Below are 26989 nucleotides of genomic sequence, written 5' to 3' on the forward strand. Positions count from 1 at the left end.
CCGCCCGACCACGACGAGTGCCCGAAAACGGTTTACAACACAGTTTTGACAGTATTGAGGACCGAAGTTTCGAACCTGTTATCCGAAGCACATGCCGCGTTAGTTTCTTCGTGTTCCCCAGTTCATTCCCTGCCAGGAGGAACTCATGGCACTTCGGCGTCATGTCGCCATCGCGGCGGCATTGGGCATCGCTTCCACGGCGATGTGGACGCCCACCGCGATCGCCGAGGGAGCGGTGCTGCCCGGCGCGGGCGCCCAGGCGGTCGAGGGCAGCTACATCGTGGTCCTGAAGGACGGAGCGCGCACCCCTGCCAGCGCGTTGGCGTCCCGCTACCAGGGCAACGTCAAGCACACCTACAGCAGCGCGCTGAACGGGTTCTCGGTCACCGGGATGTCCGAACGACAGGCGCGGCGACTCGCGGCCGACCCCGACGTGGAATTCGTCGAGCGGAACACGTTCGCGACGATCCAGGCCACCCAGACGAACCCGGTGTGGGGCCTCGACCGGATCGACCAGGCGAACCTCCCGCTCAGCAACTCCTACACCTACCCGAACACCGCGTCGAACGTGACGGCGTACGTTCTCGACACCGGAATCAGGAAAACCCATTCCGAATTCGAGGGCCGCGCGACCGACGGTTACGACTTCATCGACAACGACTCCGTCGCGCAGGACTGCCAGGGCCACGGCACGCACGTCGCCGGCACGGTCGGCGGCAGGACCTACGGCGTCGCGAAGAAGGCCAAGCTCGTCGCCGTCCGCGTGCTCGACTGCAACGGCAGCGGCCCGTGGGACGGCATCATCCGCGGCATCGACTGGGTGACGGCCAACGGCAAGAAGCCCGCCGTCGTCAACATGAGCCTCGGTGGCAGCGGCACGAACGCCTCGCTGGAGAACGCCGTCCGGCGCTCGATCAACGCGGGCTTCACCTACGTGCTCGCGGGCGGCAACAGCGGCCAGGACGCCTGCAACTTCACCCCGGCCCGCACGGCGGAGGCGATCACCGTGGGCGCGTCCGACCGCAACGACAGGCGGTCGATCTGGAGCGCCGGCTCGTCGAACTGGGGCAGGTGCCTCGACATCTGGGCGCCGGGCAGCGACATCGTGTCCGCGTCGCACAGCAGCGACACCGGCACGCGGTCGATGGGCGGCACGTCGATGGCCTCCCCGCACGTCGCCGGAGCGGCCGCGCTCTACCTGAGCGCGAACCCGTCCGCGACGCCCGCCCAGGTGCGCAACGCCCTGGTCGGCGCCGCCACGCCGAACAAGCTGACCGACGTCAAGACGGGTTCTCCGAACCTGCTGCTGAAGGTCTAGGGACTTGCCGTCGCCGCCTCCCTGCGGCGGCGACGGCCATCCTGAGCGCCCTCGATGAGCAGGCCGATTGCGGCTCGGCCGGGCACATCGATCGACTGGGGGCGCTTGCGGTGGGAGTGGGAGTAGCGGCTACTCCCACTCCCACCGCACTCCATAGATCCCGGGCTTCGAGTTCCGCACGTGGATGTGCGTCGAGGCCGTGGTCCCGATCCACAGGTCGTTCAGAGCGGTCTCCGGCTCGTGCAGCGACGGCCGGGCGAACTGGAAGCACCGCGCGGGCACGGCGTCCGGGTGGAAGCCGATCTGCAGCGTGTAGTCGTTCACGGGGCGCAGGAACCGGCGGTCGCAGACCTCGCTGTCCGCGCCGGGCCTCATCCGGACCGTGTAGTCGACGAGAGCGGTCTCCCCCGCCCGCAGCATCCGGTCGAAGAGGATCTCCGCGACGAGGAACCCCGTCGAGTCCTCGCTGCGCACCCGCCCGAGCCGGCACGGCGGCCCCGCCTCGATGGACGGCACGCCGAGGTCCGTGGCGTCGGCCAGCTGGATCGCGAGGAACCGGTCGACACCGTCCTCCAGCGCCTGGATCACGCCGGTGCAGTGGTTCGACACCTCACGGCGGTCCGGCCCGATCACCTGCCGGTCCTGCACGCTCAGGTACGTCGTCGCCGTCGGCTGCAGCCGGTCGATCCGCGACATGACCTCACCGAGGTCGGTGGCCCGCGAGTCCCACATGTCCTCCAGGGACAGCGACTGGTCCACCCAGCGCCCGCGCGGCCGCTTGTCGCCCAGCCGGTCGGTCAGGAAGCCCTCGCCGAGCTCGAGCAGTTCCTCCAGCGCGGCGACGACCTTCAACGACTCGGGGCGCTCCGGGCGGCTGCGGCCGCGGCGCCAGTAGCTGAGCGTCGAGATGCTCACCTGCATGCCGCGGGCGGCGAGGTGGTGCTGGATGCGCTCGAGACTCAGGCCGCTGTTGTCGACGGCTTTCGTCAGCGCCTCCGCGAAATCCACCACGGGGACACCGTACGGCCCCGCACCTTCCGCCAACAGGCCCACACGAAGGGTGCCGAGGTCTGTCTCAATTGGCTCGCAGGCCTCGGCGCCACACCTGGTGCGTCAACGGGACACCCGGCCGGTACGCCAGGTGCGTGATCGACGGTGCGTCCAGAACGTGCAGGTCAGCCCATGCGCCAGGCCTGATGACGCCGACGTCGTCCCGGCGCAGCGCCTGGGCCCCGCCGGCCGTCGCCGCCCACACCGCCTCCTCGACGGTCATCCTCATCTGCAGGACGGCCGTCGTCACGCAGAACGCCATCGACGAGGTGTAGGACGAGCCCGGGTTGCAGTTGCTGGCCAGCGCGACCGTCGCCCCGGCGTCGAGGAGGGCGCGGGCGGGCGGCAGCGACTGGCGGGTCGAGAGGTCGCAGGCCGGGAGCAGCGTGGCGACGGTGTCCGACGACGCCAGTGCGTCGACGTCGTCCGCGGACAGGTACGTGCAGTGGTCGACGGACGCGGCGCCGAGCTCGACCGCCAGCCGCACGCCGGGGCCCTCGCCGAGCTGGTTGCCGTGGACGCGCAGGCCCAGGCCCTTCGCCTTGGCCGCCTCCAGCACCGCCTTCGACTGGTCGTAGTCGAAGGCGCCCTTCTCGCAGAACACGTCCGCCCAGCGCACGAGCGGCGCGACGGCGTCGAGCATCTCGCCGCGGACCAGGTCGACGTAGGTGTCCGCGTCCTCACCGGGCGGCACGAGGTGGGCGCCGAGGAACGTGACCTCGTCGGCGTGCTCGGCGGCGATGCGCGCGGAACGCACCTCGTCGGCCACGGTGAGGCCGTACCCGGTCTTGGTCTCGACGAACGTCGTGCCCTGCCTCAACGCCTCCGCGACGTGCTTGCGCACGACGGCGGCCAGTTCCTCGTCCGTCGCGGCACGGGTCGCGTTGACCGTCACGGCGATGCCGCCCGCGCTGTAGGGCTTGCCGGCCATGCGGGCGCCGAACTCGGCGGTGCGGTCGCCCGCGAACACCAGGTGGGTGTGGCTGTCGACCCACCCCGGCAGCACCGCGCGGCCCTCGACGTCCACGCGCTCGTCGGCGGCCGGGGCGGCGGAGGCCGATCCGACCCAGGCGATCTCCTCGCCGTCGACGACCAGCGCGTCCCCGGCGGACTCGCTGTTCGTGGTCAGCTCACCGATGCCGGTGATCAGCACGCTCATGCCCACAGCTCCCCGATCGCGTCCGCCAGCAGCCTGCCGACGTCTCCCAGCGTCTCGTGCGCCCCGCCCGACGCGACCACCCGGCCGCCGACGACCACGGTGTCCACATCGGACGCCGTCGCGGTCAGCAAGACCTGCTGCGGCAACGATCCCGCAGTGCGCGGGGTCGTGCAGCTGACCGCGACGAGGTCGCACGGCGCGCCGGCCTCGATGCGTCCGCCGTCCCAGCCGATCGCCGAGTGGCGGGTGGCGGCGCCCAGCAGTTCGGCCGGCGAGAAACGGCCGCGTTGACCGGTCCGCAACCGCTCGTTGTGCTCCAACGCGCGCGTTTCGAGCAGCGGGTCGATCACCGCGTGCTGGTCGCTGCCCAGGGACAGCAGGCTGCCCGCGTCGGCCAGTTCGCGCGCGGGGCCGATGCCGTCCGCGAGGTCCGCCTCGGTCGTCGGGCAGAAGCACGCACCGGTACCCGACGAGCCCAGCAGAGCGATGTCCTCGGGCGTCAGGTGCGTGGCGTGCACGGCCGTCGTCCGAGGTGACAACGCGCCTGCCTCGTGCAGCAGGCCCGTCGGCGTCATCCCGTACGCGGCCAGGCAGGCCTCGTTCTCGGCGGGCTGCTCGGACAGGTGCACGTGCAGCGGGGCGTCCGGGAACGCCTGCGCCACCGTCGCGAGCTCGGCTCGCGGGACGGCGCGGACCGAGTGGATCGCGGCACCGACGCGCATCACCTCGTCGGACTTCAGCTCGGCCACCCGGGACGCCCATGCCTCGGCGGTGCCGTCGGAGAAGCGTTGCTGCACCTCGTTGACGGGCTGGTCGATGCCGCCCGCGAGGTAACAGGTGTCGAGCAGCGTCAACCGGATCCCGGCGTCGGACGCCGCCTCGCGCAACGCGTACCCGAACTCGTTCGACCTGTCGTGCACGTAGTGGAACTCGCCCACGGCCGACACGCCCGCGAGCGCCATCTCGGCGTAGACCGCGCGGGCCAGCCGGTAGTACGACTGCGGGGTGAGGCGCGAGGCCAGCGCGTACATGCCTTCGCGCCACGTCCAGAACGTGCCGCCGCCGTCGTGCGTCCGCCCCCGCAGCGCGCGGTGGAACGCGTGCGAGTGCGCGTTCGCGAAGCCCGGCACCACGATGCCGTGCAACCGCCGCACACCCAGCGGAATGGTGTCCACAGTGGACACGGACGAGATCACGCCGTGCTCGACCCTGACGAGGACGCGCTCGGCGAGCCCGGAGGGCAACCAGGCCCGCTCGCACCAGAAGTTCATGACCCGAGGTGTTCGATCGTCGCGGCCAGGGCCTTCACGCCCTCGTCGACGTCGGCCTGCTCGGCGAACTCCTCCGGCGCGTGGCTCACACCGGTGGGGTTGCGCACGAACAGCATCGCGGTCGGCACGTGCGCCGCGAGGATGCCCGCGTCGTGCCCGGCACCGGTCGGCAGCGCCGGAACACCGCCGAGCGCTGAGGCGATGTCGTCCCGCAGCCCACTGTCGAAGTGCACTGTGTCGCCGTACGACTCCTCGGTGATCCGCAGCTCGCAGCCCTCCTCCTTGGCGGCCTGGTGGGCCGCCTCGGAGATCTCCGCGACCATTGCACGGGTACGTGCGTCGTCGCTGTCCCTGGCGTCCAGCCACACGTCCACAGTGGACGCGATGACGTTCGTGCCACCGGGGTTGGGGACGAGCCTCCCCACGGTCGCACGCCCGCCACCGCGAGCCGCTTTCCGCGCCGCCAGCACGAGTTGCGAGGCGGGCAGCATCGGGTCGCGGCGGTCCTCGATCAACGTCGCCCCGGCGTGGTTGCCCTCGCCGGAGAACGTGAAGCGCCACCGGCCGTGCGCGAGGATGCTGCTCGCCACACCGACCGGCACGGTGAGACCGCGGCCCTGTTCCACATGCAGTTCGACGAACTGACCGATGCGCCTCAACGCCCGCTCGTCACGGCCGACCAGATCGGGGTCGTAGCCCGCCGCCTTCATGGCCTCGGCCAGCGTCACGCCCTCGGGGTCCTTGAGCCCCAAGGCCTTCTCGGGCGAGATGGCGCCGGTCAGCAGGCGGCTGCCGAGGCAGGCGACGCCGAACCGGCCGCCTTCCTCCTCGGCGAAGACCGTGATCGCGAACGGTCGTGCGGGCTTGAAGCCGCGAGCCTGCAACAGGTCCACGGCTTCCAAAGCCGACGTCACGCCGAGCGGTCCGTCGAACGCGCCGCCACCCGGCACGGAGTCCAGGTGGCTGCCGGTGATGAGCGCGTCGTCGCCGCGCTCGCCCCACCACGCCCAGAGGTTGCCGTTCTGGTCGGTCTCCACGTTGAGACCGCGCCGGACCGCCTGTTCCACGAACCAGTGCCGCAGCTCCAGTTCGGGCTTGTCGTACCCGTGGCGCGAATAGCCTCCGCGCTTCGAGTCCCTGCCGACGTCCGCGATCTGGTCGAGCATCAGCCCTCCATCGGAATGCGGACGCCCTTGTCCGCGGCCACCGTCTTCGCCTCGTCGTACCCGGCGTCCACGTGCCGGATGACGCCCATGCCGGGGTCGTTCGTGAGCACGCGCTCGATCTTCTGCGCGGCCAGCTCGGTGCCGTCCGCGACCGTGACCTGACCGGCGTGGATCGAGCGGCCGATGCCGACGCCGCCACCGTGGTGGATCGACACCCAGGTCGCGCCCGAAGCCGTGTTGACCAGGGCGTTCAGCAACGGCCAGTCCGCGATCGCGTCGGAGCCGTCGGCCATCGCCTCGGTCTCGCGGTACGGGGAGGCCACCGAGCCGCAGTCGAGGTGATCACGGCCGATGACGATCGGCGCGGACAGCTCGCCCGACGCCACCATCTCGTTGAACTTGAGGCCCGCTAGGTGCCGTTCGCCGTAGCCGAGCCAGCAGATGCGGGCGGGCAGGCCCTGGAACTCGACGCGCTCGCCGGCCATCTTGATCCAGCGGTGCAGCTGCTCGTTCTCCGGGAAGAGCTCCAGGATCGCGGCGTCGGTCTTGGCGATGTCGGCGGGGTCGCCGGACAGCGCGGCCCAGCGGAACGGGCCCTTGCCCTCGCAGAACAGCGGGCGGATGTAGGCGGGCACGAAGCCGGGGAACGCGAACGCGCGGTCGTAGCCGCCGAGCTGCGCCTCACCGCGGATCGAGTTGCCGTAGTCGAACACCTCGGCGCCGCGGTCCAGGAACCCGACCATCGCCTCGACGTGCGCGGCCATCGACTGGCGGGCGCGCTCGGTGAACTCCTCCGGCTTCGCGGCCGCGTAGTCCTGCCACTCCTCCAGTGAAACGCCGACGGGCAGGTACGCCAACGGGTCGTGCGCCGACGTCTGGTCCGTGACGATGTCGACGGCGACCTCGCGGCGCAGCAGTTCGGGCAGGATCTCCGCCGCGTTGCCCACGACACCGACGGACACGGCCTCACCGGCGGTCTTGGCGGCCAGCACGCGCTCGATCGCGGAGTCCAGGTCCTCGGCGATCTCGTCGAGGTAGCGGGTCTCCAGACGGCGCTGGGCGCGGTGCGGGTCGACCTCGATGCACAGCGCGACGCCCTCGTTCATCGTCACGGCGAGAGGCTGCGCACCGCCCATGCCCCCCAGTCCGGCCGTGACGGTCAACGTGCCCTTGAGGGTGCCGTTGAAGCGCTTGGTGGCGACGGCGGCGAACGTCTCGAAGGTGCCCTGCAGGATGCCCTGGGTGCCGATGTAGATCCACGACCCGGCGGTCATCTGCCCGTACATCGTGAGGCCCTCGGCCTCCAGGCGGCGGAACTCGGGCCAGTTCGCCCAGTCCGGCACCAGGTTCGAGTTCGCGATGAGCACTCGCGGCGCCCACTCGTGCGTGCGCATGACACCGACCGGGCGACCGGACTGCACGAGCAGCGTCTCGTCGGCCTCGAGGTTCTTCAGCTCGCGGGAGATGGCGTCGAACGACGGCCAGTCGCGCGCGGCCTTGCCCGTGCCGCCGTAGACGACCAGGTCCTCGGGGCGCTCGGCGACATCCGGGTCGAGGTTGTTGTGGAACATCCGCAACGCGGCCTCGGTCGACCACTGCTTCGCGGACAGCTCGGTTCCTCGATCGGCACGAACGGTGGTCATCACAGGGCTCCACTTCGGATGAGGGCCTCGGCGGCGGCGATCTCGGGCGCGAGGTGGCGGTCGGGGCCGGGCCCCTGGACGGTCTCGCGCAGCTTCGCCACGGCGGCGGCCGTCGCGGGGGCGGGCTTGAGGGGCGCACGCAGGTCGAGTGCCCGTGCGGCGGTGAGCAGTTCGATGGCCAGCACGGTCGTCAGACCGTCCACGGCCTTGCGCAGCTTGCGAGCAGCAGACCAGCCCATCGACACGTGGTCCTCCTGCATCGCGGAGGACGGGATGGAGTCGACGGACGCCGGCACGGCCAGGCGCTTGAGCTCGGACACGATCGCGGCCTGCGTGTACTGGGCGATCATGTGGCCCGAGTCGACGCCGGGGTCGTCGGCGAGGAACGGCGGCAGCCCGTGCGAGCGCGAGACGTCGAGCATGCGGTCGGTGCGGCGCTCGGCGATCGAGGCCACGTCCGCGAGTGGGATGGCCAGGAAGTCGAGCGCGTACGCCACGGGCGCGCCGTGGAAGTTGCCGTTGGACTCGACCCGTCCGTCCGCCAGCACGACGGGGTTGTCGATCACGGACGCCAGCTCGCGGTCGGCCACCGTCGCCGCGTACGCCACGGTGTCGCGGGCCGCGCCGTGCACCTGCGGTGAGCAGCGCAGCGAGTACGCGTCCTGCACGCGCGTGCAGTCGGGGCCGCGGTGCGAGGCGACGATCTCGGAGTCCCGCAGGAACGCGAGCATCCGGGCGGCACTGAGGTTCTGGCCGGGGTGCGGGCGCAGCGCGTGCAGTTCGGGCTCGAACACCCGGTCGGTGCCGAGCAGCGCCTCGACGCTCATCGCGGCGGTGAGGTCGGCGATGTCCAGCAGCCTGGTCAGGTCGGCGATCGCCAGCGACAGCATGCCGAGCATGCCGTCGGTGCCGTTGATCAGCGCGAGGCCTTCCTTCTCGGCCAGCTGCACCGGTTCGATGCCGGCGGCTTCGAGGGCTGCCGCGGCGGTGACGAGTTCGCCGTCCGCGTTGCGGACCATGCCCTCGCCCATCAGCGCGAGCGCGTTGGCGGACAGCGGCGCGAGGTCACCGGAACAGCCCAGCGACCCGAACTCGTGCACGATCGGCGTGATGCCCGCGTTCAGCATCCCGGCCATCGCGTCCACAGTGGACAGGCGAACGCCGGTGTGGCCGGTGGCGAGCGTGCGCAGGCGCAGCAGCATCAGCGCCCGCACGACCTCGCGTTCGACCTCGGGCCCGGAACCGGCGGCGTGCGAGCGGATCAGCGACCGCTGCAGCTGGGCACGGCGGTCCGGCGGGATGTGCCGGACGGCGAGCGCGCCGAACCCGGTCGAGACGCCGTAGGTGGGGCGTTCGGCCGTGGCGAGCTGTTCGATGTGGCCACGGGCGGTGGTGACCGCCTCACGGGCCGCCGCGGTGATCTCCACCGGGGCGCCGTCGCGGGCGACGGCATGAACGTCCTCGAGGGTCAGAGGCTTCGGACCCAGCTCCACCGGTTGTCGCATGCAGACATCAGACCGCTCCGGGGCCGCCTCAGCGACCCCGGAGCGGGTGATGGTGTCTGGAATGCCAGACGGACCAGTGGTGTGGCGCAGAAGGTTGCCGGGGGAATTCGCGGTCAGACGGGTGCCACGAGGCGCCCTGCTGAGCGTGGATCACCTCGCCGGCCTTCTGGGACACACCACTAGATGCCCTTGCCGATCCAGCCGGTGTCCGGCCGGTCGACGATCTCGACCTTGTTCACCAGCTCGACCAGTTCGTCGGACCAGGCGCTGGCCGTCGCCGAGATCCACAGGCCGCCGTCCTGGACCGCCACGGTGTTGCCGTTGCGCACGCCCTGCTTGCCGCGCACGGTCACCGGCTCGTTCGGCGCGGGCAGCTCCGGCTTGGCCGTCGCCACCTGCACGGACACCGCGTTCCAGGCCAGCGACGAGTGCCAGCTGTCCGGCGCGGTGCCGCGCACGAGCTCGGCGTACCTGCCTTCGAGCTCGAACGGCGGCGTGTGCGTGATCTTGGCGTCGGCTCGCACCGACTCGGCCACGCGCAGGGCGACCTCCCGTGCGTCGGCCACCCCGTTCACGGACACGTCCAGGACGTCCTGCGCCTTCCAGACGACGCTGGCGGCGTCTCCCCTCACCTGGACCCACGCCTCCAGGCCGCGGACTCGGGCCGGGTCCCACCCGCGCACGTCCGGCATCTCGCCGTGCGCCCTGATCACGACACTCGGATTGCTGTACGGCGTGGCGCCCGCGGGACCCCACACCCTGGTGGGCGCCATGTTCGTGGCGCGGAGGCTCTCGACGAACCCGTCCGGCAGCCAGTGCGGTGCGTACTTGAACGGCACGCCCTTGCCGTCGCCCTGGACGAGCGCCGCGGCGGCGTCGTTCGGGTTCGGCGGCGCGTACCTGTTGCTGGCGACGACGCCCGCGAAGATCAGGACGACCACCGCGGCCATGCCGGCCGTGGCGATGAGGAAGACGTTGTTCCGCTGCCGCTTGCGCTTGCGCTTCAGCGCGTTCAGCGTCGGTCCCGGGTGAGGAGTGCGTTCGGCCAGCAGGCCGAGTGCCTCCTTGATCCGCTGTTCGGTGTCGTTCACGACAGGCCCTCCCCGAGCCGGGACCCGACACCAGCGGGTTCCAGCGTGTGTTCCATGCGGAGTGTGGCCAGCGCACGTGAGATGTGGCTGCGCACGGTTCCCTCGGCACAACCGAGCATCTGTGCGATCTCCGAGTCGTCGTAGTTCTCGTAGTAGCGGAGCACGACGGCCGCCCGCTGTTTGCGGGGCAGCTTCGCGATCCGCTGCAACATGGCTTCCCGCTCGTCGTAGTGGTGCGTCTTGTCCGCGACGGGCGGGGTGACGGACTCCAGGGTCGTCATGCACAGCGCGACGTCCTTGGCGGCCCTGCGTCTGCGCCACGAGAGGTACTCGTTGGTCACCATGCGCTTGACGTAGGCGTGAGGGAGGTCGACTGAACCGATGCGGTCCCACTTCTGCTGCGCGCGCAGCAGCACTTCCTGGACCACGTCCTGGGCCAGGTGCGGGTCGCACGTGAGCACGGTGGCATAGCGCAGCAACGGGGTCACCTGTTCTGCCACGAAGTCATCGAAACTCGGTGTCAATCCCGACCCCCTTCAAAACCGTCACACCCCTATGACGCAGCTCGAGGCTGTTCTGTTGAGTGTGCCCTGATGTCGTAACGGCGTGGGCTGGATCACATGGGAAAATCACGGTCGTGGGCAGCAGCAGTGACGTTCCCGCGCTGCGTCGAGGGCTCGCGGTCCTGCGGCTGCTGGCGGGCAGGCCTGGACCGGTCTCCGCGGCGTCGGTGGCGCGCGAGCTGAACCTGCCCAGGTCAACGACCTACCACCTGCTCTCGGAACTGACCGAGGCGGGCTTCGCGACGCACTTCCCGGAGGAGAAGCGCTACGGCCTGGGCGTCGCCGCGTTCGAACTCGGCTCCGCCTACCTGCGGCACGACCCGCTGGAACGGCTGGCCCGCCCGTTGCTGCGCAAGCTCGCCGACCGGATGGAGAAGGTCGCGCACCTGGGCGTCCTGCACGGCCCCGAGGCCCTGTACCTCGTGCGCGAGCAACCGAGGCAGCCGCAGTCGATCGTGTCCGACGTCGGCGTCCGCCTGCCGGCCCACCTGACCGCCTCCGGCCGCGCGATGCTGGCCCACCTGCCTCCGGCGCAGGTCAGGGCCCTGCTGCCGTCGGTGGCCTCGTTCGTCGACCGCACCGGCCGCGGCCCGCACAACCTGCCGGCGCTGCGCCGCCTGCTGACCCTCGAACGCCGCCAGGGCTGGTCGGTCGAGGACGGGTTCGTGACGGCGGGGTTCGCCTCGGTGGCGGCACCGGTGTTCGACCACGGCGAGCGGCCGATCGCGGCGATCACGCTGACGTTCCGGCACCTGTGCGACACCCCGTGCGGCGCTTCGTGGCCCGAGCTGGCCAAGGAGGTCCGCAAAGCGGCCGAGGAACTCACCGTCCGGATCGGTGGTCACGCCGCTCCAGGTTAGTGTCCATGTACATAGTAGCCATGTACCGTATCTGCCATGAGCAGTGCGGAACCGACGCCTGGGCACCTCGTGTGGCGTCTGGCGATGAAGTGGCGAACGGCCGTCGACCGTGCGTTGGGCCCTCTCGGGCTAACGCACGCGCAGTACGTCGTGCTCTCGTCGTTGGTCGCCCTCGACCGGCCTTCCCAACGCGAACTGGCCGACCACACCGGCCTTGAACCGCTGTACGTCTCGAAGCTGGCGCGCTCCCTGGAGGCCGCGGGCTTCATCACGCGCACACGGGACACGGTCGACACACGGACCATGCGGCTCCTTCTGACCCCGCACGGTCGTTCGACGGTCGAGCCCGCCATGGCCGTGGTCCGCGCGCTGCTGGACCGCCTGTTGGAGCCGCTGGGCGACCGCACGTCCGCCTTCTCCGACGAACTCCGTGAACTGCTCGCCGTCCCCCTCGACTAGGGAGCCTCCGATGGCAGTCGTCCCCGTCCTCGACTCGACCCTGCACCACCTGGAGCACGGCAGCGCGCCGTTCGTGTTCCTGCACGGCAACCCGGCCTCCTCGCACATCTGGCGCAACGTGCTGCCCGAGCTCGGTGGTCTCGCGCCCGACCTCATCGGCATGGGCAGATCGGGCAAGCCGGCCATCGGCTACTCGTTCGACGACCACTCCCGCTACCTCGACGCGTGGTTCGACGCCCTGGAACTGGACCGCGTCGTCCTGGTCGGCCACGACTGGGGCGCCGCGCTGGCGTTCGACTGGGCGGCCCGGCACCCGTCGCGCGTGGCGGGCCTCGCCTTCTTCGAGGCAATGCTGAAGCCGTTGCGCGGTGACGAACTCGCACCGGCTGCCCGCGAACGGACGCGTCGGCTCCGCACCCCCGGCTTGGCCGAGGAACTGGTGCTGGACCAGGACACGTTGGTGCGTCAGGCGTTCACCGGCGGTGTGCTGACTCCGGTCTCGGATGCGGACATGGCCGCGTACCTGGAGCCTTATCCCGACCGCGAGAGCCGCCGCCCGTTGCTGGCTTGGGTGCAGCAGCTCCCGGTCGACGGCGAACCGCCCGCCCTGGTGCCCCGCATGGAGGCGTACGGCGAGTGGCTCGCGGCCTCGCCCGTGCCGAAGCTGCTGCTGACCTTCGAGGGCTCTCCGACGTTGGCCATCACCCCTGAGCTGGCCGGGTGGTGCAGGGAGAACATCGCCTCGCTGGACGTCGTGGCGGTGGGCGAGGCCGGCCACCACGCGCCGGAGGACAAGCCGAAGGAGATCGCGGCGGCGATCGCCGACTGGGCGAACCGGCACGGGCTCGCGTGAACGACCCGCCCTGGAACGCACGGCGGGGCGGACACCGTTCGGTGTCCGCCCCGCCGTTGGTTCAGCTCCGGGTCAGATGCCCGCGGAGGCCAGCCACTCCTTGGCGACCTTCTCCGGCTCCGGCTTGTCCGGCGACGACAGCTTCTCGTTCAGCTCCAGCAGCGTCTTCGTGTCGAGCTTCTTCGAGATGGCGTTGAGGGTGTCGCGGACCTGCTGCGACGCCTTCTTCTCGTTGATGAGCGGCAACACGTTCTGGGCGGCGAAGACGTTCTTCGGGTCCTCGAGCACCACGAACTCGTTGGCTTTGATGGCCGCGTCCGTCGTGAAGAGGTCCGCCGCCTGGACGGTGTTGTCCTTCAGGCCGGCGACGGTCAGCGGGCCGCCGACGTCGAGGGCCTTGAACTCCTTGAACTCGCAGTTGTACTTCGCCTTGAGGCCCGGCAGGCCGTCGGGGCGGTTCTGGAACTCCGGCGGGCCGCCGAAGGAGAGGTCCTTGCAGTACGGCACGAGGTCGTCGATGGACTTCAGGCTGTACTGGGCCGCGATCTGCTTCGTGACGACGACCGCGTCCTTGTCCTCGGCGGCCGACTTGTCGAGCACGATGAGGCCCTTGGGCAGCGCCTTCTGCAGCGCGGCGTAGACCTCGTCGGCGCCGACCTCGGGGGCTTCCTTGTTGACGTGCTTGAGGAGCACGCCGGTGTACTCGGGGATCAGGTCGATCGAGCCGTCCTGCACACCCTTGAAGTACAGCTCGCGGTTGCCGATGTTCGGCTTCTTCGAGACCTTGACGCCCTTGGCGGACAACGCTTCCGCGTAGATCTCCGAGAGCAGGCGCGACTCGGGGAAGTTCGCGGAGCCCACGACGATGGTGTCCGTCGGGGCCGGCTCGTTCTTCCCGTCTCCGGTCAGCGGATCGCCACCGCACGCCGACAGAAGCATGACCGCAGCGACGGCTGTCGCGATGCGCTTCATCTCTTTCCTCCGGTTCCCACTGGACGCAGCCCTGGCGAGACCGTCAGCCGTTGCAGGCCGGCGAACCCCAGGTCGACGAGAACGGCGAGCAGTGCCACGAGCACCGCGCCGGCGAGCATCTGTCCGAAATCCTGCAGGGCGAGGCCGTCGAAGACGAGCCTGCCGAGACCACCGGCGCCCGTGTAGGCGGCGATGGTGGCGGTCGCGACCACTTGCAGTGCGGCGCCGCGGAAACCGCCGTAGATCAACGGGAGCGCGTTCGGGATCTCCACCTGGAGCAGCACTCCCGACTCGCGCATGCCGACGCCCCTCGCGGCGTCGACGGTCACGGGGTCCACGGCGCGGACGCCCGCGTACGTGCCCGCCATGATCGGCGGGATCGCCAGCAGCACCAGCGCGACGTAGACCGGGAAGTCGCCGAGACCCGCCCACAGCACCACGAGGATCAGCACCGCCGTGGTGGGCAGCGCCCTCAGGGCGTTGGAGAGCCCGACGATCACGAAGCCGCCCTTGCCGGTGTGCCCGACGAACGCGCCCAGCGGGATCGCGATCAGCGCGGCGATCAGCAGGGTCAGCAGGGTGTAGCCGAGGTGTTCCAGCAGCCGCACCGGGATCCCGGTCGTGCCGGACCAGTGCGCGGGGTCGAACAACCAGCCGAACATCAGCTCACCTCCCCGCCCTGGCCCACGGCGTCAGCAGCCGCCCGATCAGCAACAGCAGGCCGTCCGCGAGCACCGCCAGCACGACCGTCCCGATGAGACCCGCGAGGACCTTGCCGGTGTAGTCGGTCTGGTAGCCCTCGGTGAAGAGCTGGCCGTAACCGCCGAGGCCAACCAGCGCGCCGACGCTCACCATGCTGATGTTCGACACGGTCGCGACCCGCAGGCCCGCGATCGTGACCGGCAGCGCCAGCGGGAAGTCGACGGTGAGGAACCGGCGCAACGGCCGGTAGCCCATCGCGTTCGCGGCGGCGATCACGTTGCCCGGCACCGCGGACAGCGCGTCCGCGACCGATCTGATCATCAGCGCGACCGTGTAGACGGTCAGCGGCACGATGACGTTGATCTCGTCGAGGATCTTCACGCCGATCAGCACCGGCGTGATCACGATCAGCGCGATGGACGGGATGGTGAAGAGCACGTTGGCGAACGGGAAGAGCACCGCGCGCGCCGTCTGCGACCGGCTGGCCCACCACCCGAGCGGGACGGCGAGCACGAACCCGATCAGCACCGGCACGACGGAGAGCCGCAGGTGCACCGCGGTGACTTCCCAGAACCTTTCCCAGTTCTCGAAAATCCAGGTCACTTCGGGACCTCACCCGCCGCGCGGGCCTTCGCGAGCGCCTGGATCACGTCGTCCGCCCTGACGACGCCCGTGACCGCGCCGGCCTCGTCGACCACGACGCCGAGCGCCGACGGCGAGCTCAGGGCCGCGTCGAGCGCGCTGCGCAGCGTCGAGCCGTCGTACAGCGAACCGCCGGAGATCAGGTCGGACTCCCTGACCTCGACCTCACCGTCCACACCGGACAGCCAGCCCTTCGGCCGGTTCTGCTCGTCGACGGCCAGCGTCCAGTCCTCGACGGTGATGCGCTCGCCGATCTTCGCCGTCGCGACGGGGTGCACGGGCACCTCGGCGTGCAGGAACGTCAGCGTGCGGTAGCCGCGGTCACGGCCGACGAAGGAGGCGACGAAGTCGTTGGCGGGCGCGGCCAGCAGCTCGGTCGGCTTCGCGTACTGCGCGAGGTGCCCGCCCGTCTGGAACACCGCGACGCGGTCGCCGAGCTTCAGCGCCTCGTCGATGTCGTGCGTGACGAAGACGATCGTCTTGTCGAGTTCCGCTTGCAGGCGAAGGAGTTCGTTCTGCAGGTCCTCGCGGACCACCGGGTCCACGGCGCTGAACGGCTCGTCCATCAGCAGGACGGGCGGGTCCGCCGCGAGCGCGCGGGCGACACCCACGCGTTGCTGCTGACCGCCCGAGAGCTGGGCCGGGTACCGCTTGCCGAAGTTCGCGTCGAGACCGACGATCTCGAGCAGCTCCGCAGCCCTGGTGCGCGCCTTGCGTTTGTCCCAACCGGACAGAAGCGGCACGGTCGCGATGTTGTCCAGCACCGTGCGGTGCGGGAAGAGCCCCGCCTGCTGGATCACGTAGCCGATGCCGCGCCTCAACGTGGGCGGGTCGACGGTCAGGACGTCCTTGCCGTCCACCAGGATCGTGCCCGACGTGGGGTCGATCATGCGGTTGACCATGCGCAGCGACGTCGTCTTGCCACAGCCGGAAGGACCGACGAACACCGTGATGGTGCCCGCCTCGACCGCGAGGTCGAGCTCGTCGACAGCGATGGTCCCGTCCTCGAACCGCTTGGTTACGGCCCGGAACTCGATCACCCTTCGGATCCCTCCGGTCGTGACGGCCTCCCCGATTGGGCCGCCCTGGATGCGAATCCCAAAGACCTTAACTCGTTCGGCGTACCCCGGCACAACGTTCCACGATGTGACAGGCCGTATGGTTTACCGCTTGTGACAATCGATCAGGTCCGGCAGTTGGTGGCGGAGCGCGGAGTGCACGGCCGCAAGCTCCGCGAGGTGTTGTCCCTGCTCAGCGAGGACTGGCACCCGCTGGCCGAACTGGTGCGCCTGCCCGCGGTGCCCCGGCGCACCGTGCAGGACCTGCTCAGGGCCCTGGGCGACGACGCCGAATCTTCAGACGATCGTTACCGCATCGCGCCCGGTGTGGTCGCCTCCTACCGCGCGGAGTTCGGCGTCGCCGGTGTGCGCGACCACACCGACGTGTTGCGGCAGATCCTCGTGGACATCGCCGACGTGCCACCGCCGTTGTCCTCGCTGGACCACGTGCAGGCGACGGCCGAGACGGCGCTCAACCGCGCCGTGTGGCTGGACTCCACGTACGACCTGGCGGGCAAGCGGTTGCTGTGCCTGGGCGACCACGACCTGACGTCGCTGGCCGTCGCCGCCGTCAACCCGCACGTGTCGATCACGGTCGTGGACCTCGACGAGCGCCTGCTGGAGTTCATCGACTCACGGGCCGAGGCGCGCGGGCTCGACATCCGGACGTTGCACTGCGACATGCGTTTCGGGCTGCCGCAGGCCGTGCTCGAGTCCGCGGACCTCGTGTTCAGCGACCCGCCGTACACGGCCGAGGGCATGGGCCTGTTCGCCGGACGCGGCATCGAGGCGCTGGAGGACATCGCGGGAGGGCGGATCCTGCTCGCGTACGGGTTCTCCGACCGCACCCCCGCGCTGGGCCTGAAGGTGCAGCAGGAACTGCTGAAGCTCGGGCTGGTGTTCGAGGCGGTCCTGCCCGCGTTCCACCGCTTCGACGGCGCGCAGGCCATCGGGTCGGCCGCCGACCTGTACGTGTGCCGGCCCACGGGCAGGCGCGCGGTGTCCGGCGGCACGCGGATCTACACGCACGGCGCGCAGTCGGTCGAGTCGTCGGGGCCCTCCAAGGAAGCCCTGGCCGCGCTGTCGGAACTGGCTCCGCGTCCCGAGTCCTCGCCCCCGCCGAAGCCGCGCGGCGCCGGCTGGGCCGAGCCGGTCGGCAAGGGCGCGGCCTCACTGGCCGTCGACCTGTCCGCCGATCCGGGACCGTGGCTGCTGCGCACGTTGCTGGCGTCCTCGCCCGCACGGCTGGCGTGCCTCGTGCCGAACAACCACCCCGCGGTGTCGTCGGAAGCCGGGCAGAAGGAGCTGCAGGAACTGGTGCGGACCAGGTTCAAGCTGAAGTTCCTGCGCAACAACCCGGACGCCAAGACCACGATCGTCGTCGCCGACCAGGTCCTCACCGGCACGCTGTCGCTGGGCGAGCGCACGGTCCGCGAGGTCCTGATGAAGGCGCACGGCAAGCTCCGCAACGTGTGGCGCGAGGCGTTGATCACCGCGTCGCAGGGCGTGCTGACCAAGCGGCAGGCGGCCGAGATCGTCGACAACGCGTCGGTGCGGCAGGACGACCTCGATCTGAGGTTGATCGACCTGCCGAAGCACCGGATCGCGGCACTGCTGCCGGAGGTCTCAGCCAGCGCGGGGTATGTGGAGCGGACCGAGGGCTAGCACGGCGCGGAACTCCTTGGGCGGCACCGGACGCGAGAACAGCCACCCCTGGTAGGCGTCCACCCCGACGCCGCGCAGGACGTGGAACTGCGTCGCGGTCTCGACGCCTTCCGCGACGCACTTGCGCCCCATCGCCCGCGCCATGTCGACCACGGCGCGGGCGACGGCGAAGTCCGAGGAGTCGTTGCCCACGCCGGAGACGAAGCGCCGGTCCACCTTGATGATCTGCGCCGGCAGGTCCTTCAGGCGGGCGAGCGACGAGTAGCCCGTGCCGAAGTCGTCGACGGCGAACTGCACGCCGCGCTTCACGAGCTCGTCCATCGACTGGCGGACGCGCGAGGGCAGGTCGACGAACGCCGTCTCGACGAGCTCCAGCACCACGCGTTCCCACGGGACGCCGGACTCCATGATCGCGGTCGACACGATGTCGACGAACTCGGGATCACCCGGCACCAGGCCGGCGAGGTTGACCGCCACCGACACCGGGCGGCCGTCGGGCGCGGGCCAGGTCGCGGCCTCGCGCAGGGCCGTGCGCAGCACCCAGCGGTCGAGCTCGCGCATCAGGTCGCCCTGCTCGGCGACCGGCAGGAACACGTCCGGCGGCAGCAGACCCCGGTCGGGGTGCGGCCAGCGCACCAGCGCCTCGGCGGTCAGCACGGCGCCGTCGACGCCGACGACGGGCTGGTAGTGCAACGCGAGGCCGTCGTGCTGCAGGGCGTCGCGGAGCTGGCCTTCGAGGTGCACCTGGCGGTCGGCCGACGCGATCAGCGCGGCCGAGGCCAGGGAGACGCGGCCGGCGCCGGCGCGCTTCGCCTCGAACATCGCGGCGTCGGCGAACCGGAGCAGGTCCGCGCCGTTGGCGCGCGAGCCGTTCGGGACGGCGGCGCCGATCGAGGCGGAGACCCTGACCAGCTGGCCGTGCACCGGGACGGCGGTCCGCAGCAGCGACGCGACCCGCGTGGCCAGCGCGTCGACGCCGCCGACCGAGTCGATGTCCTCGGAGATGATCACGTACTCGTCGCCGGACAGGCGGGCGGCGGTGCAGCCGTCGGGCAGGCCGCCCTCGAGCCGGCGGGCCAGGGCGACCAGCAGTTCGTCGCCCGCGTCGTGGCCGAGGGAGTCGTTGACGCGCTTGAAGTTGTCGATGTCGCAGAACAGGACGGCGACCTTGGAGCGGGCGGGACCCTCCAGCGCCTTGCCGAGGATCTCCTTCACCAGCGCGCGGTTCGGCAGGCCGGTCAGCTCGTCGTGCGTGGCCTGGTGGCGCAACGCCTCGGCGGCGCGGCGGCGTTCGGTGATGTCGAGGAACACGATCAGCCAGAAGCGGCGGCCGTCGTCCTGCACGGACAGCGCGATGTGCAGCTCGCAGTAGACCTTCTCGCCGTCGGGGCGGACGAGGATGCGCTGCGGGATCTTCTGCGTGCGTTCGGCGGCCCACTGCAGGCCCGGCGACGTGTCCTCGGGGTGGGTGAGCTGCTCCGCCGTCATGCCGCGCAGCTGCTCCAGCTCCATGCCGAGCAGGTCGCACAACGCGTCGTTGGCGTCGACCAGGCGCTCGCCCTCGTCGAACAGGCCGATGCCCACGGGCGTCACGGACACGAGGTCGGTGAAGCGCTGCGACGACCGCTTCATGCGCGCCTCGGCGGCCCGTTGCTCGGTGACGTCCTGGGCGGTGCCGACGGCGAGCCGCTTGCCGCGCGGGTCGTGGACGATCATGCCGTGGCAGCGGAAGATGCGGGTCAGTCCGTCGGTGGGCCGCACCACGCGGTGCTCGCACTGGACGGCGACCTCGTCCACGGAGAGCTGGCGCCACAGGTCGTCGACCCAGCCGCGGTCCTCGGGGTGCACTAGGTCGAGGTAGTACTGGTAGCTGCCGCCGACGTCCGCAGGGATGCCGTAGAGCTCGCGCAGCATGTCCGACCAAACGACCACGCCGTTGGCCGGGTTCCACTCCCACATGCCGAGTCGGGCGGCCTGCTGCGCGTCCGCCAGTCTTCGGCGGTCCTCGCGCATCTGGCGTTCCAGCGCCCGCGCCTCGGTGATGTCCTGGATGGTGCCGTGGTAGCGCTCGATGCGGCCGGACGGCGCGATCTCCGCGCGGGCCCGGCACATGTAGACGCGCTCGCCGATCTCGCTGCGGACCTCGATCTCGACCGGGGCGTCGTCGGAGGTGTGCAGCAACCGGTGGCGCAGCTCCTTGACGGCCTCGCGGTCGTCCGGGTGCACGCCGCTGAGCAGGTCCTCGTCCGGCGTCATGCCGAGCTCGGCGAACATCTCCATCAGCACTTCGCTGCGGTGCACGGCGCGCGTGCCCGTCTCGTACGCCCAGCTGCCGATGCGGGCGATGCGCTGCGCCTCCAGCAGCCGCGCCCGTTCCTGGGCGAGCTCGCTGGCCGCGCGCTTGGCCTCGGTGATGTCGCGGATGTAGCCGGTGATCTTGTCGAGGGAGCCCCCGTCGTCGAGCTTCGCCTCGGCGACGCCGCGGATCCACCGCAGCTGGCCGTCCGGGCGGACGATGCGGTACTCGATGTCGATCGGGTCGCCGGTGATCTCGCGACCGTGCCAGTACGTCTCGACCATCCGGTAGTCGTCGGGGTGCACGACGTCGAGGACGGCCTGCGCGCCGGGCACGACCGTGCCGCGTTCGAGGCCGAGGAGCTCGTAGTGCGTGTCCGACCAGACGGTCAGGCCCGTGCCGGGGTCGAACTCCCAGGAGCCCAGTTCGGCGACCCGCTGCACCTTGCGCAGCCGGCGCTGTTCGTCGCGCAGCGCGTCCGCGGCGGCGGAGAGGTCGGAGACGTCGATCAGCAGGACGGCCTGCAGGCCCGTTCCCGGAACGGCGTGGCGGGCGACGCGCACCGGCAGCTCGGAACCGTCCGCGCGCAGCAGCCGCAGGTCGGAGGAGTTGCCGAGGAGCAGTTCACCGAGCGGGTGCCCCACGAGGTCGTCGGCCCCCTGCGCGGCCGCGAGCTCCACGGCGGCGGGGTTGGCCTGCATGACGACGCCCTTGACGTCGACGAGCAACGACGGAGCATCGGGCAACGTCAGCCCGTCGAGCGTCATCGGGGGTTTCGCAGCCGTCCGTGCACGGCCGTTCACCACCGTCGCCCGTCCCACCCACTTGGGCACCGACCCACCCTCTCCCGCATTCACCGCCCGCGGCAATTCGGGTGGGCAAGACAACGGCACCCGAACGGCGGCAAACACGAACCCTCTCCACGGGTGAACACCCGTGGAGAGGGACGGTAGCGCTTCAGAGCGTCATCGCCCACCCCTGCACGGGTTAACGAAAAGCCACGTTCGTGGTTCCGGTTCCCGTGAAGATGCAAATCGGTGGCGAATAGGAGAGCGGGATCAGGCGACTCCGTCGGCCTTCGCCGCCACGGCCACAGCCGCCGCGACCTCGGGTCCGACGCGCGGGTCCAGTGCCGAGGGAACAATTCGGTCTGGGCCCAAATCATCCTTCGCGACCGCGAGAATGGCATCCGCGGCGGCGAGTTTCATGCCTTCCGTGATCCGGCGCGCACCCGCGTCGAGAGCCCCGCGGAAAATGCCGGGGAACGCGAGCACGTTGTTGATCTGGTTCGGGAAGTCGCTGCGGCCGGTCGCCACGATCGCGGCGTGCCTGCCCGCGACCTCCGGGTGCACCTCCGGGTCCGGGTTCGACAGCGCGAAGACGACCGAGCCGGGCGCCATGCTCGCGATGAGGTCCTCGGACACCTTGGACGACGACACGCCGATGAAGACGTCGGCGCCGCGCAGGGCCACGTCGATGCCGCCGTCGAGGCCGCTCCGGTTCGTGACGGCCGCGATCTCTTCCTTGATCGGGTTGAGCCCGGCGCGGCCCGTGCGGACGATGCCGCGCGAGTCGAGCAGCGTGATGTCACCGGCGCCGGCGGCGATGAGGATCTTGGCGATCGCGATGCCCGCGGCACCCGCACCGGAGATGACCACCCGCTGGTCGCCGATGTTCCTGCCGAGGACCTCGTTCGCGCCGTTGAGCGCGGCCAGCGACACGACGGCCGTGCCGTGCTGGTCGTCGTGCATGACCGGGCAGTCGAGCGCTTCGATCAGCTTCTGCTCCAGCTCGAAGCAGCGCGGCGCGGAGACGTCCTCAAGGTTGACCGCGCCGAACGACGGGCGCAGCCGCACGAGCGTCTCGACGATCTCGTCCACGTCCGTCGTGTCGAGCACGAGCGGGATGGAGTCGAGGCCGCCGAACGTCTTGAACAGCGCCGACTTGCCCTCCATGACGGGCAGCGACGCGCGGGGGCCGATGTCACCGAGACCGAGCACCGCCGTGCCGTCGCTGACGACGGCGACGAGGCGGTGCGCCCACGTGTACTTCGCGGCCAGCGACGCGTCCTGCGCGATGGCCTTGCTCACTCGGGCGACACCGGGGGTGTAGGCGATGGACAACGCCTTCGGGTCAGCGAGCGAGGCGGTCGCACCGACCTCGAGCTTCCCGCCCAGGTGCGCGTTGAAGATCTCGTCATCCGTCAACTGCGTCGGATCCGAGTTCTCGGTACGGGCTTCGTTCACTGCTGTCACGGGGTCCCTCCTGCGGTGCGGGCGGCGTATTTGCCCCAACTTGGGCTCATCACCAAACGGCGCACCGGCCCAGCGTTGTCACGCCGGGTACACGGGGCCTTGAAACCCGGTCGACTTCATGGATGAGTTTTCCACCGTTGAAGCGCCCGAGTGCTGCGGGTGACGGAAGTGTGGCAGGGTCCGGCGCCGCTGTCTGCGGCGGGGATCACACTTTTTCCGCAGGTCAGAGGGCATGTAGCAAGACGTCCGTCCGGTTTTCTGCACCGACCGGTCAGTTTCTGCAGGCAGGAAGCACCCAATCGTTCAAGAAGAATGACGCCTTAGAGTGACGGCCATGCTGGCGAGTTCGCTGAAAATTGACGGCGCGTTCGAGTTCACCCCTCGGACATTTCCCGACGACCGCGGCGTGTTCGTCTCGCCGTACCAGGAGGCAGCCTTCGTCGAGGCGGTCGGGCACCCCCTGAAGGTCGCCCAGACCAACCACAGCGTCTCCCGCGCGGGCACCATCAGGGGCATCCACTACGCCGACGTCCCGCCGTCCCAGGCGAAGTACGTCTTCTGCCCGCGAGGCTCGTTCATCGACGTGGTCGTCGACATCCGCGTCGGCTCCCCGACCTTCGGCCAGTGGGACGCCGTCCTCGTGAACTCCACGAAGTGCAACGCCGTCTACCTCTCCGAGGGCCTCGGCCACGCGATGATCGCGCTGGAGGACGACACGACGATGAACTACCTCTGCTCCACCGTCTACAACCCGACCGGCGAACACGGCCTGACCCCGCTCGACCCGGCGCTCGACCTCCCGTGGCCGCGCGAGCTCGAGTTCCAGCTGTCGGAGAAGGACACCTCGGCCCCCACCCTCGCCGAGGCCTACGAGGCAGGCGTCCTCCCCCGCTACGAGGACTGCGTCGCGCTGTACGCGTCCCTCAAGGTCTGAGAGTCGGCCTCGGCCATAGTCGAGCTTTGACGACTCCGAGCACCTCCGCAGGTCCGAGGTGTTCGGAGTCCGTGCTCGCGAACGGGTTGTCGCCCACCACGTGCCACCCGCCGTCCACTTGATGAGAGACACGTTTGACCGACAGCTGACCGGGCCGACTCGCCCACCGCACGAGCGCGATCTGCCCCGGCACGGGCTCCACACCCCACCTGACCAGCACGATGTCGTCGTTCCTGAGGGCGGGGGCCATCGACGGCCCGCGCACGAGCACGGTGGACAGACGCGGTCTCAACGATCACCTTTCGCGTGGCCGGAGTAGGGTCCTACCTGTCGGAGCATCCACTGTTTTTTCATTCTGGGAGGAACGATGCGACTCGTGTCGCGCATTCTCCGCCCGCGCGTCGAAGCCACCGCGCACTGCGACCTGCCGTGCGGTGTTTACGACCCCGCGCAGGCCCGCATCGAGGCCGAGTCGGTCAAGGCGGTCCAGGAGAAGTACCAGGCCAACGAGGACCCGGAGTTCCGGGAGCGCGCCGTCCTGATCAAGGAGCAGCGCAGCGAGCTCGTCAAGCACCACCTGTGGGTGCTGTGGACGGACTACTTCAAGCCGCCGCACTTCGAGAAGTACCCCGAGCTGCACGACCTGTTCAACCGCGCCACCAAGGCGGCGGGCGCGTCGGGCACCAAGGGCTCGATGGACCCGGCTTCCGGCCAGGCGCTGCTCGACCTGATCGCCCAGATCGACAAGATCTTCTGGGAGACCAAGCAAGGCTGAGGTCAGAGCCTTGCAAACGACGCTGACCAGCGAAAACCTCTTCGTTGGTCAGCGTCGTTTTTCGTCCCTTGGCGTCGCCCAACGGCCCCCAGACGGCCCATATCAGTCCTCAATGGACCATTTGCGACAGGCTTCTGATCTGCTAGACCGTCTGGACACGACGCTGACGGGAAGCCGCAGCACATACAAGACTTCGCACGTTCGCACCCAAGTGTCGAACTACCCCTAGTCGCGGTGGTCGAGCGCCTCACGCAACTCAGTCAAGCTTGGAACATGTGCTGTTCATCCAGACCGGACAACGCCAACAGCCGCGCATCCCCTGCGTTGCACGGTGGCCCCAGTGCCTGGGTAGCCAGCTGGCTGGTAACGACCGACCCGAAGGCCGGCGCTCGCCTTGGGCACCACTGAAGCCTTTCCCGACAGGGCGCAGAGCGACCCGCATGCGCCCATGGTCGCAGCTACGCACCTGAACGCACATACCGAAGCACTGCCAGCATGAAGAGACACGCCCCACCAAGCGCTCCAAAGCCGGTAAGCACAGCCAGAGGCACGCTGACTCCACCCAGCCAAGACAAGACTCCCCCACCAATCCCAAGGATGAAGCCCAATACAAGGATCACGGCCACCTGGGTAGCACGACGACCTGCGTCCGATTCGGGCTCTTGGGTACACATGTGACCTCCAACATCCACGGGGAGGTTGCACACCTCACCCAAGCCTCAGGGAGGCGTTCAGGCCGGGACCGAGCCCGACCCGTACTTGCTCCCAACCGGCACAATATTGCTCCGAATCAGAGCACTAGCGCAAGCATGGCATACACTGAAGGAAGATCAAATTCGGGAGGCGGCATGACCTACGCGGCTGACAACCCCGCGCTTGCCGCCGAGGTGCGGCGCCTCCGTAAGGAGAAGGGCTGGTCGGCACAGCGCCTGGCTGACGAGTGCGCCAGGCAGGGCAGCCGTTCGCTAACACGAAGCACGATCGCGAAGATCGAATCTGGCGTTCGACGCTCCGTAACCGCGCCAGAACTTGCTGTACTCGCCAGGGCACTCGGAGTGTCTGCCGGATACCTGCTCGGCGAAACGACGGAAAGCAGCTTGACGACTGTCCGGCCAGACAGTTCTGAAATAGTCGAGTTCTTTAATGAACAGTCACGGCTTACTCCCCATGAAAGAATAAATTCCCCAGCAAGCCTGCTGTCCGCGCACCAGGAAATCGTCCCTTTTCAAGGAAGAGAAGAAGTATTCGCAGCATTGCATGAATGGAGCAGCAGGCCAGGATTTGGGATTTTTCTTATATACGGCTCCGGCGGTCAAGGGAAAACGCGACTCGCCCGCAGCTTCAGCCGCGATCTCGCCGACAAGGGATGGCTCACGGGCTGGCCCAACCGTACTTACGACGACAGCTCACTAACCGCGCTAACCAATATTGACCAACCGATGCTATTGGTTATCGACTATGCCGAAGCGCAAATTGATCTAACAACCTCCCTGATCGGTATTCTTGGGCGAAAGAAGCGCCCGAGCCCATCGGCGAAGGTTCTTTTGCTGGCACGTTCAGCGGGAGCATGGTGGGACAGCGTTGCCGAATATAATGAGTTGACGGGCGACTACGTTGATACTGCGGTAGTATTGCACTTGCAACCACTGGCCAAGAATGGGGCGGAACAGGCTGCATCCTATAAGAATGCAGCGCTAGCTTTCTCAAGTGCACTCGGACTACTCGGCGCGCTCCCTGATGATTCGGCTTCTGTTACCGCCAAGGTGATAGCTGAAGCACCATCTCCGCTCCGACCGGATTCCACCATCTTGGAGATACAGGCAGCCGCCCTGGCCGATCTATTGGATGCCGCAAGGAATCTTACCCCCGCTGTATCAGTCTACTCCGACGGACTGACGCGCGCTCCCGTGGACCGCCTGCTAGACCATGAGCGGAGATACTGGAACTCAACAGCGCAGGCTGAAAGTTTGCTCACAAACCTGAGCCTTGCCACCCTTACCGACGCGGTGGCCGCCGCAATGTTGCTTGGCCCAACTACTGCTGATGCGCTGACAAGCGCAATTGCACGTGTCCCAGGAATGGCTGATCAACCCTATGACCGCCTGGATGCAGTTGCTTCTTGGCTGGCCCAATTGTACCCGCCCGCTGCTGGCAGATTTGTAGACACATTGCCAGATAGTATCGTGGAACGACTTATCGGGCGATTGATTCTCGAACGCCCAGGCACCTTCGACAGGCTGGCGTCAACCGCGAATGGGGACGAGGCGGTACACTTTCTGACAGTCTGCGCACGCACGGCGAAGCAGGCTGAATTCAAAGATCAGATGACTCGTGAGATCACCACCTGGTGCCGTCAATACCCGAGCCGCCTATTGCTCGCGGCAATCACGGCAGCATCGCGCGTAGAATTCTCCACCCCTTTGGTTGAAGCCATAAATGAGGCAGTACTTCAGATAGAATTGCACGTCGATGATCTTCGAATTCTTTCAGCTGCGATTCCTTCACGAACACTAGCTCTTGCCGAGACTGCGGTTCTGCTGACACAAGCGGAAGCAGCGCTCCATCGCACTGAGGCGGCGCATGGTCATGATGAATTGCTTCCTTACTTGGCTGAGAGTCTGAATAATGTCGCCGTTCGACTAGGCAAACTCGGCCGTGCACAAGAAGCACTCACTGCCATCCACGAAGCAGTGCAGACCTACCGCAGCCTGGCCGAAGCCCAACCCGACGCATACCTGCCCGACCTCGCCAG

The 26989-nt window shown here is 69.0% G+C and carries 23 protein-coding genes; 8 read left to right on the forward strand and 15 right to left on the reverse strand.

What is annotated here, in order from left to right; genetic code table 11:
- The first annotated feature begins 145 nt into the window (after positions 1-145).
- A complete protein-coding gene (locus BMY74_RS41810) occupies positions 146-1318 on the forward strand; it encodes a S8 family peptidase (protein ID WP_089927297.1) in 1173 nt (390 codons plus the stop codon).
- A gap of 129 nt (positions 1319-1447) precedes the next feature.
- On the opposite strand, the gene BMY74_RS41815 is transcribed toward BMY74_RS41810, so the two are convergent.
- The 8 genes from BMY74_RS41815 to BMY74_RS41850 form a co-directional block, all read right to left on the reverse strand.
- Positions 1448-2329 carry a hypothetical protein gene (locus BMY74_RS41815; protein WP_143091944.1) on the reverse strand — a complete coding sequence of 294 codons (882 nt, stop codon included), beginning with the start codon at positions 2327-2329 and terminating at the stop codon, positions 1448-1450.
- A gap of 64 nt (positions 2330-2393) precedes the next feature.
- On the reverse strand, positions 2394-3527 hold the full coding sequence (gene hutI, locus BMY74_RS41820) for an imidazolonepropionase (RefSeq protein WP_089927360.1): 1134 nt from the start codon (positions 3525-3527) through the stop codon (positions 2394-2396).
- Positions 3524-4798 (reverse strand): formimidoylglutamate deiminase, encoded by a 1275-nt coding sequence (locus tag BMY74_RS41825; protein ID WP_089927302.1) that lies wholly within the window; start codon positions 4796-4798, stop codon positions 3524-3526. The genes hutI and BMY74_RS41825 overlap by 4 nt, the downstream gene beginning before the upstream one ends.
- Positions 4795-5964, reverse strand: coding sequence for an allantoate amidohydrolase (locus BMY74_RS41830; protein WP_089927305.1), 1170 nt, complete (start codon positions 5962-5964; stop codon positions 4795-4797). The genes BMY74_RS41825 and BMY74_RS41830 overlap by 4 nt, the downstream gene beginning before the upstream one ends.
- Entirely contained in the window at positions 5964-7610 is a 1647-nt protein-coding gene (gene hutU, locus BMY74_RS41835) for a urocanate hydratase (RefSeq protein ID WP_089927307.1), read from the reverse strand. The genes BMY74_RS41830 and hutU overlap by 1 nt, the downstream gene beginning before the upstream one ends.
- Positions 7607-9112, reverse strand: coding sequence for a histidine ammonia-lyase (gene hutH / locus BMY74_RS41840; protein ID WP_089927309.1), 1506 nt, complete (start codon positions 9110-9112; stop codon positions 7607-7609). The genes hutU and hutH overlap by 4 nt, the downstream gene beginning before the upstream one ends.
- A 179-nt stretch (positions 9113-9291) precedes the next feature.
- Complete coding sequence (locus tag BMY74_RS41845; protein WP_089927313.1) at positions 9292-10203, reverse strand: hypothetical protein; 912 nt, start codon at positions 10201-10203, stop codon at positions 9292-9294.
- Positions 10200-10727, reverse strand: a complete 528-nt coding sequence (locus tag BMY74_RS41850) for a SigE family RNA polymerase sigma factor (protein ID WP_089927317.1) — start codon at positions 10725-10727, stop codon at positions 10200-10202. The genes BMY74_RS41845 and BMY74_RS41850 overlap by 4 nt, the downstream gene beginning before the upstream one ends.
- Before the next feature lie 113 nt (positions 10728-10840).
- Between BMY74_RS41850 and BMY74_RS41855 the strand changes: the two genes are divergently transcribed.
- The 3 genes from BMY74_RS41855 to BMY74_RS41865 are packed head-to-tail and all read left to right on the forward strand — an operon-like array spanning position 10841 to position 12938.
- On the forward strand, positions 10841-11626 hold the full coding sequence (locus BMY74_RS41855) for an IclR family transcriptional regulator (protein WP_089927320.1): 786 nt from the start codon (positions 10841-10843) through the stop codon (positions 11624-11626).
- Positions 11627-11662: 36 nt separating this feature from the next.
- Positions 11663-12085, forward strand: coding sequence for a MarR family winged helix-turn-helix transcriptional regulator (locus tag BMY74_RS41860; RefSeq protein ID WP_089927323.1), 423 nt, complete (start codon positions 11663-11665; stop codon positions 12083-12085).
- A gap of 10 nt (positions 12086-12095) precedes the next feature.
- Positions 12096-12938 (forward strand): haloalkane dehalogenase, encoded by an 843-nt coding sequence (locus tag BMY74_RS41865; RefSeq protein WP_089927326.1) that lies wholly within the window; start codon positions 12096-12098, stop codon positions 12936-12938.
- 72 nt (positions 12939-13010) lie between these two features.
- Here BMY74_RS41865 and BMY74_RS41870 read toward each other — a convergent pair whose 3' ends face one another.
- Genes BMY74_RS41870 through BMY74_RS41885 form a run of 4 tightly spaced genes read right to left on the reverse strand, consistent with a single transcriptional unit; the run spans position 13011 to position 16294 of the window.
- The gene (locus BMY74_RS41870) at positions 13011-13910 is read right to left on the reverse strand and encodes an ABC transporter substrate-binding protein (protein WP_089927329.1); all 900 of its coding nucleotides are present in this window, start codon (positions 13908-13910) and stop codon (positions 13011-13013) included.
- Positions 13907-14572, reverse strand: a complete 666-nt coding sequence (locus tag BMY74_RS41875) for an ABC transporter permease (RefSeq protein WP_089927331.1) — start codon at positions 14570-14572, stop codon at positions 13907-13909. Before BMY74_RS41875 ends, BMY74_RS41870 begins: the two co-directional genes overlap by 4 nt.
- A gap of 4 nt (positions 14573-14576) precedes the next feature.
- Entirely contained in the window at positions 14577-15215 is a 639-nt protein-coding gene (locus BMY74_RS41880) for an ABC transporter permease (protein WP_089927335.1), read from the reverse strand.
- On the reverse strand, positions 15212-16294 hold the full coding sequence (locus tag BMY74_RS41885; RefSeq protein ID WP_089927339.1) for an ABC transporter ATP-binding protein: 1083 nt from the start codon (positions 16292-16294) through the stop codon (positions 15212-15214). Before BMY74_RS41885 ends, BMY74_RS41880 begins: the two co-directional genes overlap by 4 nt.
- Before the next feature lie 132 nt (positions 16295-16426).
- Here BMY74_RS41885 and BMY74_RS41890 point away from each other — a divergent pair, with 132 nt between their 5' ends.
- Positions 16427-17977: a bis-aminopropyl spermidine synthase family protein gene (locus BMY74_RS41890; RefSeq protein ID WP_089927343.1), complete on the forward strand. Its 1551-nt coding sequence runs from the start codon at positions 16427-16429 to the stop codon at positions 17975-17977.
- Here BMY74_RS41890 and BMY74_RS41895 read toward each other — a convergent pair.
- Both BMY74_RS41895 and BMY74_RS41900 read right to left on the reverse strand, forming a co-directional pair.
- A complete protein-coding gene (locus BMY74_RS41895) occupies positions 17939-21106 on the reverse strand; it encodes a bifunctional diguanylate cyclase/phosphodiesterase (RefSeq protein WP_245786695.1) in 3168 nt (1055 codons plus the stop codon). The genes BMY74_RS41890 and BMY74_RS41895 overlap by 39 nt on opposite strands.
- A gap of 225 nt (positions 21107-21331) precedes the next feature.
- Complete coding sequence (locus BMY74_RS41900) at positions 21332-22528, reverse strand: NAD(P)-dependent malic enzyme (RefSeq protein WP_425434906.1); 1197 nt, start codon at positions 22526-22528, stop codon at positions 21332-21334.
- A gap of 334 nt (positions 22529-22862) precedes the next feature.
- Here BMY74_RS41900 and BMY74_RS41905 point away from each other — a divergent pair, with 334 nt between their 5' ends.
- Positions 22863-23462 (forward strand): dTDP-4-dehydrorhamnose 3,5-epimerase family protein, encoded by a 600-nt coding sequence (locus BMY74_RS41905; protein WP_089927366.1) that lies wholly within the window; start codon positions 22863-22865, stop codon positions 23460-23462.
- Here the strand turns inward: BMY74_RS41905 and BMY74_RS41910 are convergent.
- Positions 23452-23754: a S24 family peptidase gene (locus BMY74_RS41910; RefSeq protein ID WP_256557366.1), complete on the reverse strand. Its 303-nt coding sequence runs from the start codon at positions 23752-23754 to the stop codon at positions 23452-23454. The genes BMY74_RS41905 and BMY74_RS41910 overlap by 11 nt on opposite strands.
- A gap of 75 nt (positions 23755-23829) precedes the next feature.
- Between BMY74_RS41910 and sodN the strand changes: the two genes are divergently transcribed.
- Together sodN and BMY74_RS41920 are read left to right on the forward strand one after the other, a co-directional pair.
- Entirely contained in the window at positions 23830-24237 is a 408-nt protein-coding gene (gene sodN / locus BMY74_RS41915) for a superoxide dismutase, Ni (RefSeq protein ID WP_030476597.1), read from the forward strand.
- Between the two features lie 848 nt (positions 24238-25085).
- Positions 25086-26989, forward strand: a 1904-nt coding sequence (locus BMY74_RS41920) for a helix-turn-helix domain-containing protein (protein WP_177230209.1), incomplete at its 3' end; no start/stop codon positions are given.

The sequence above is a fragment of the Lentzea albida genome (assembly GCF_900111005.1).
In the GTDB taxonomy this organism is placed as follows: domain Bacteria; phylum Actinomycetota; class Actinomycetes; order Mycobacteriales; family Pseudonocardiaceae; genus Lentzea; species Lentzea albida.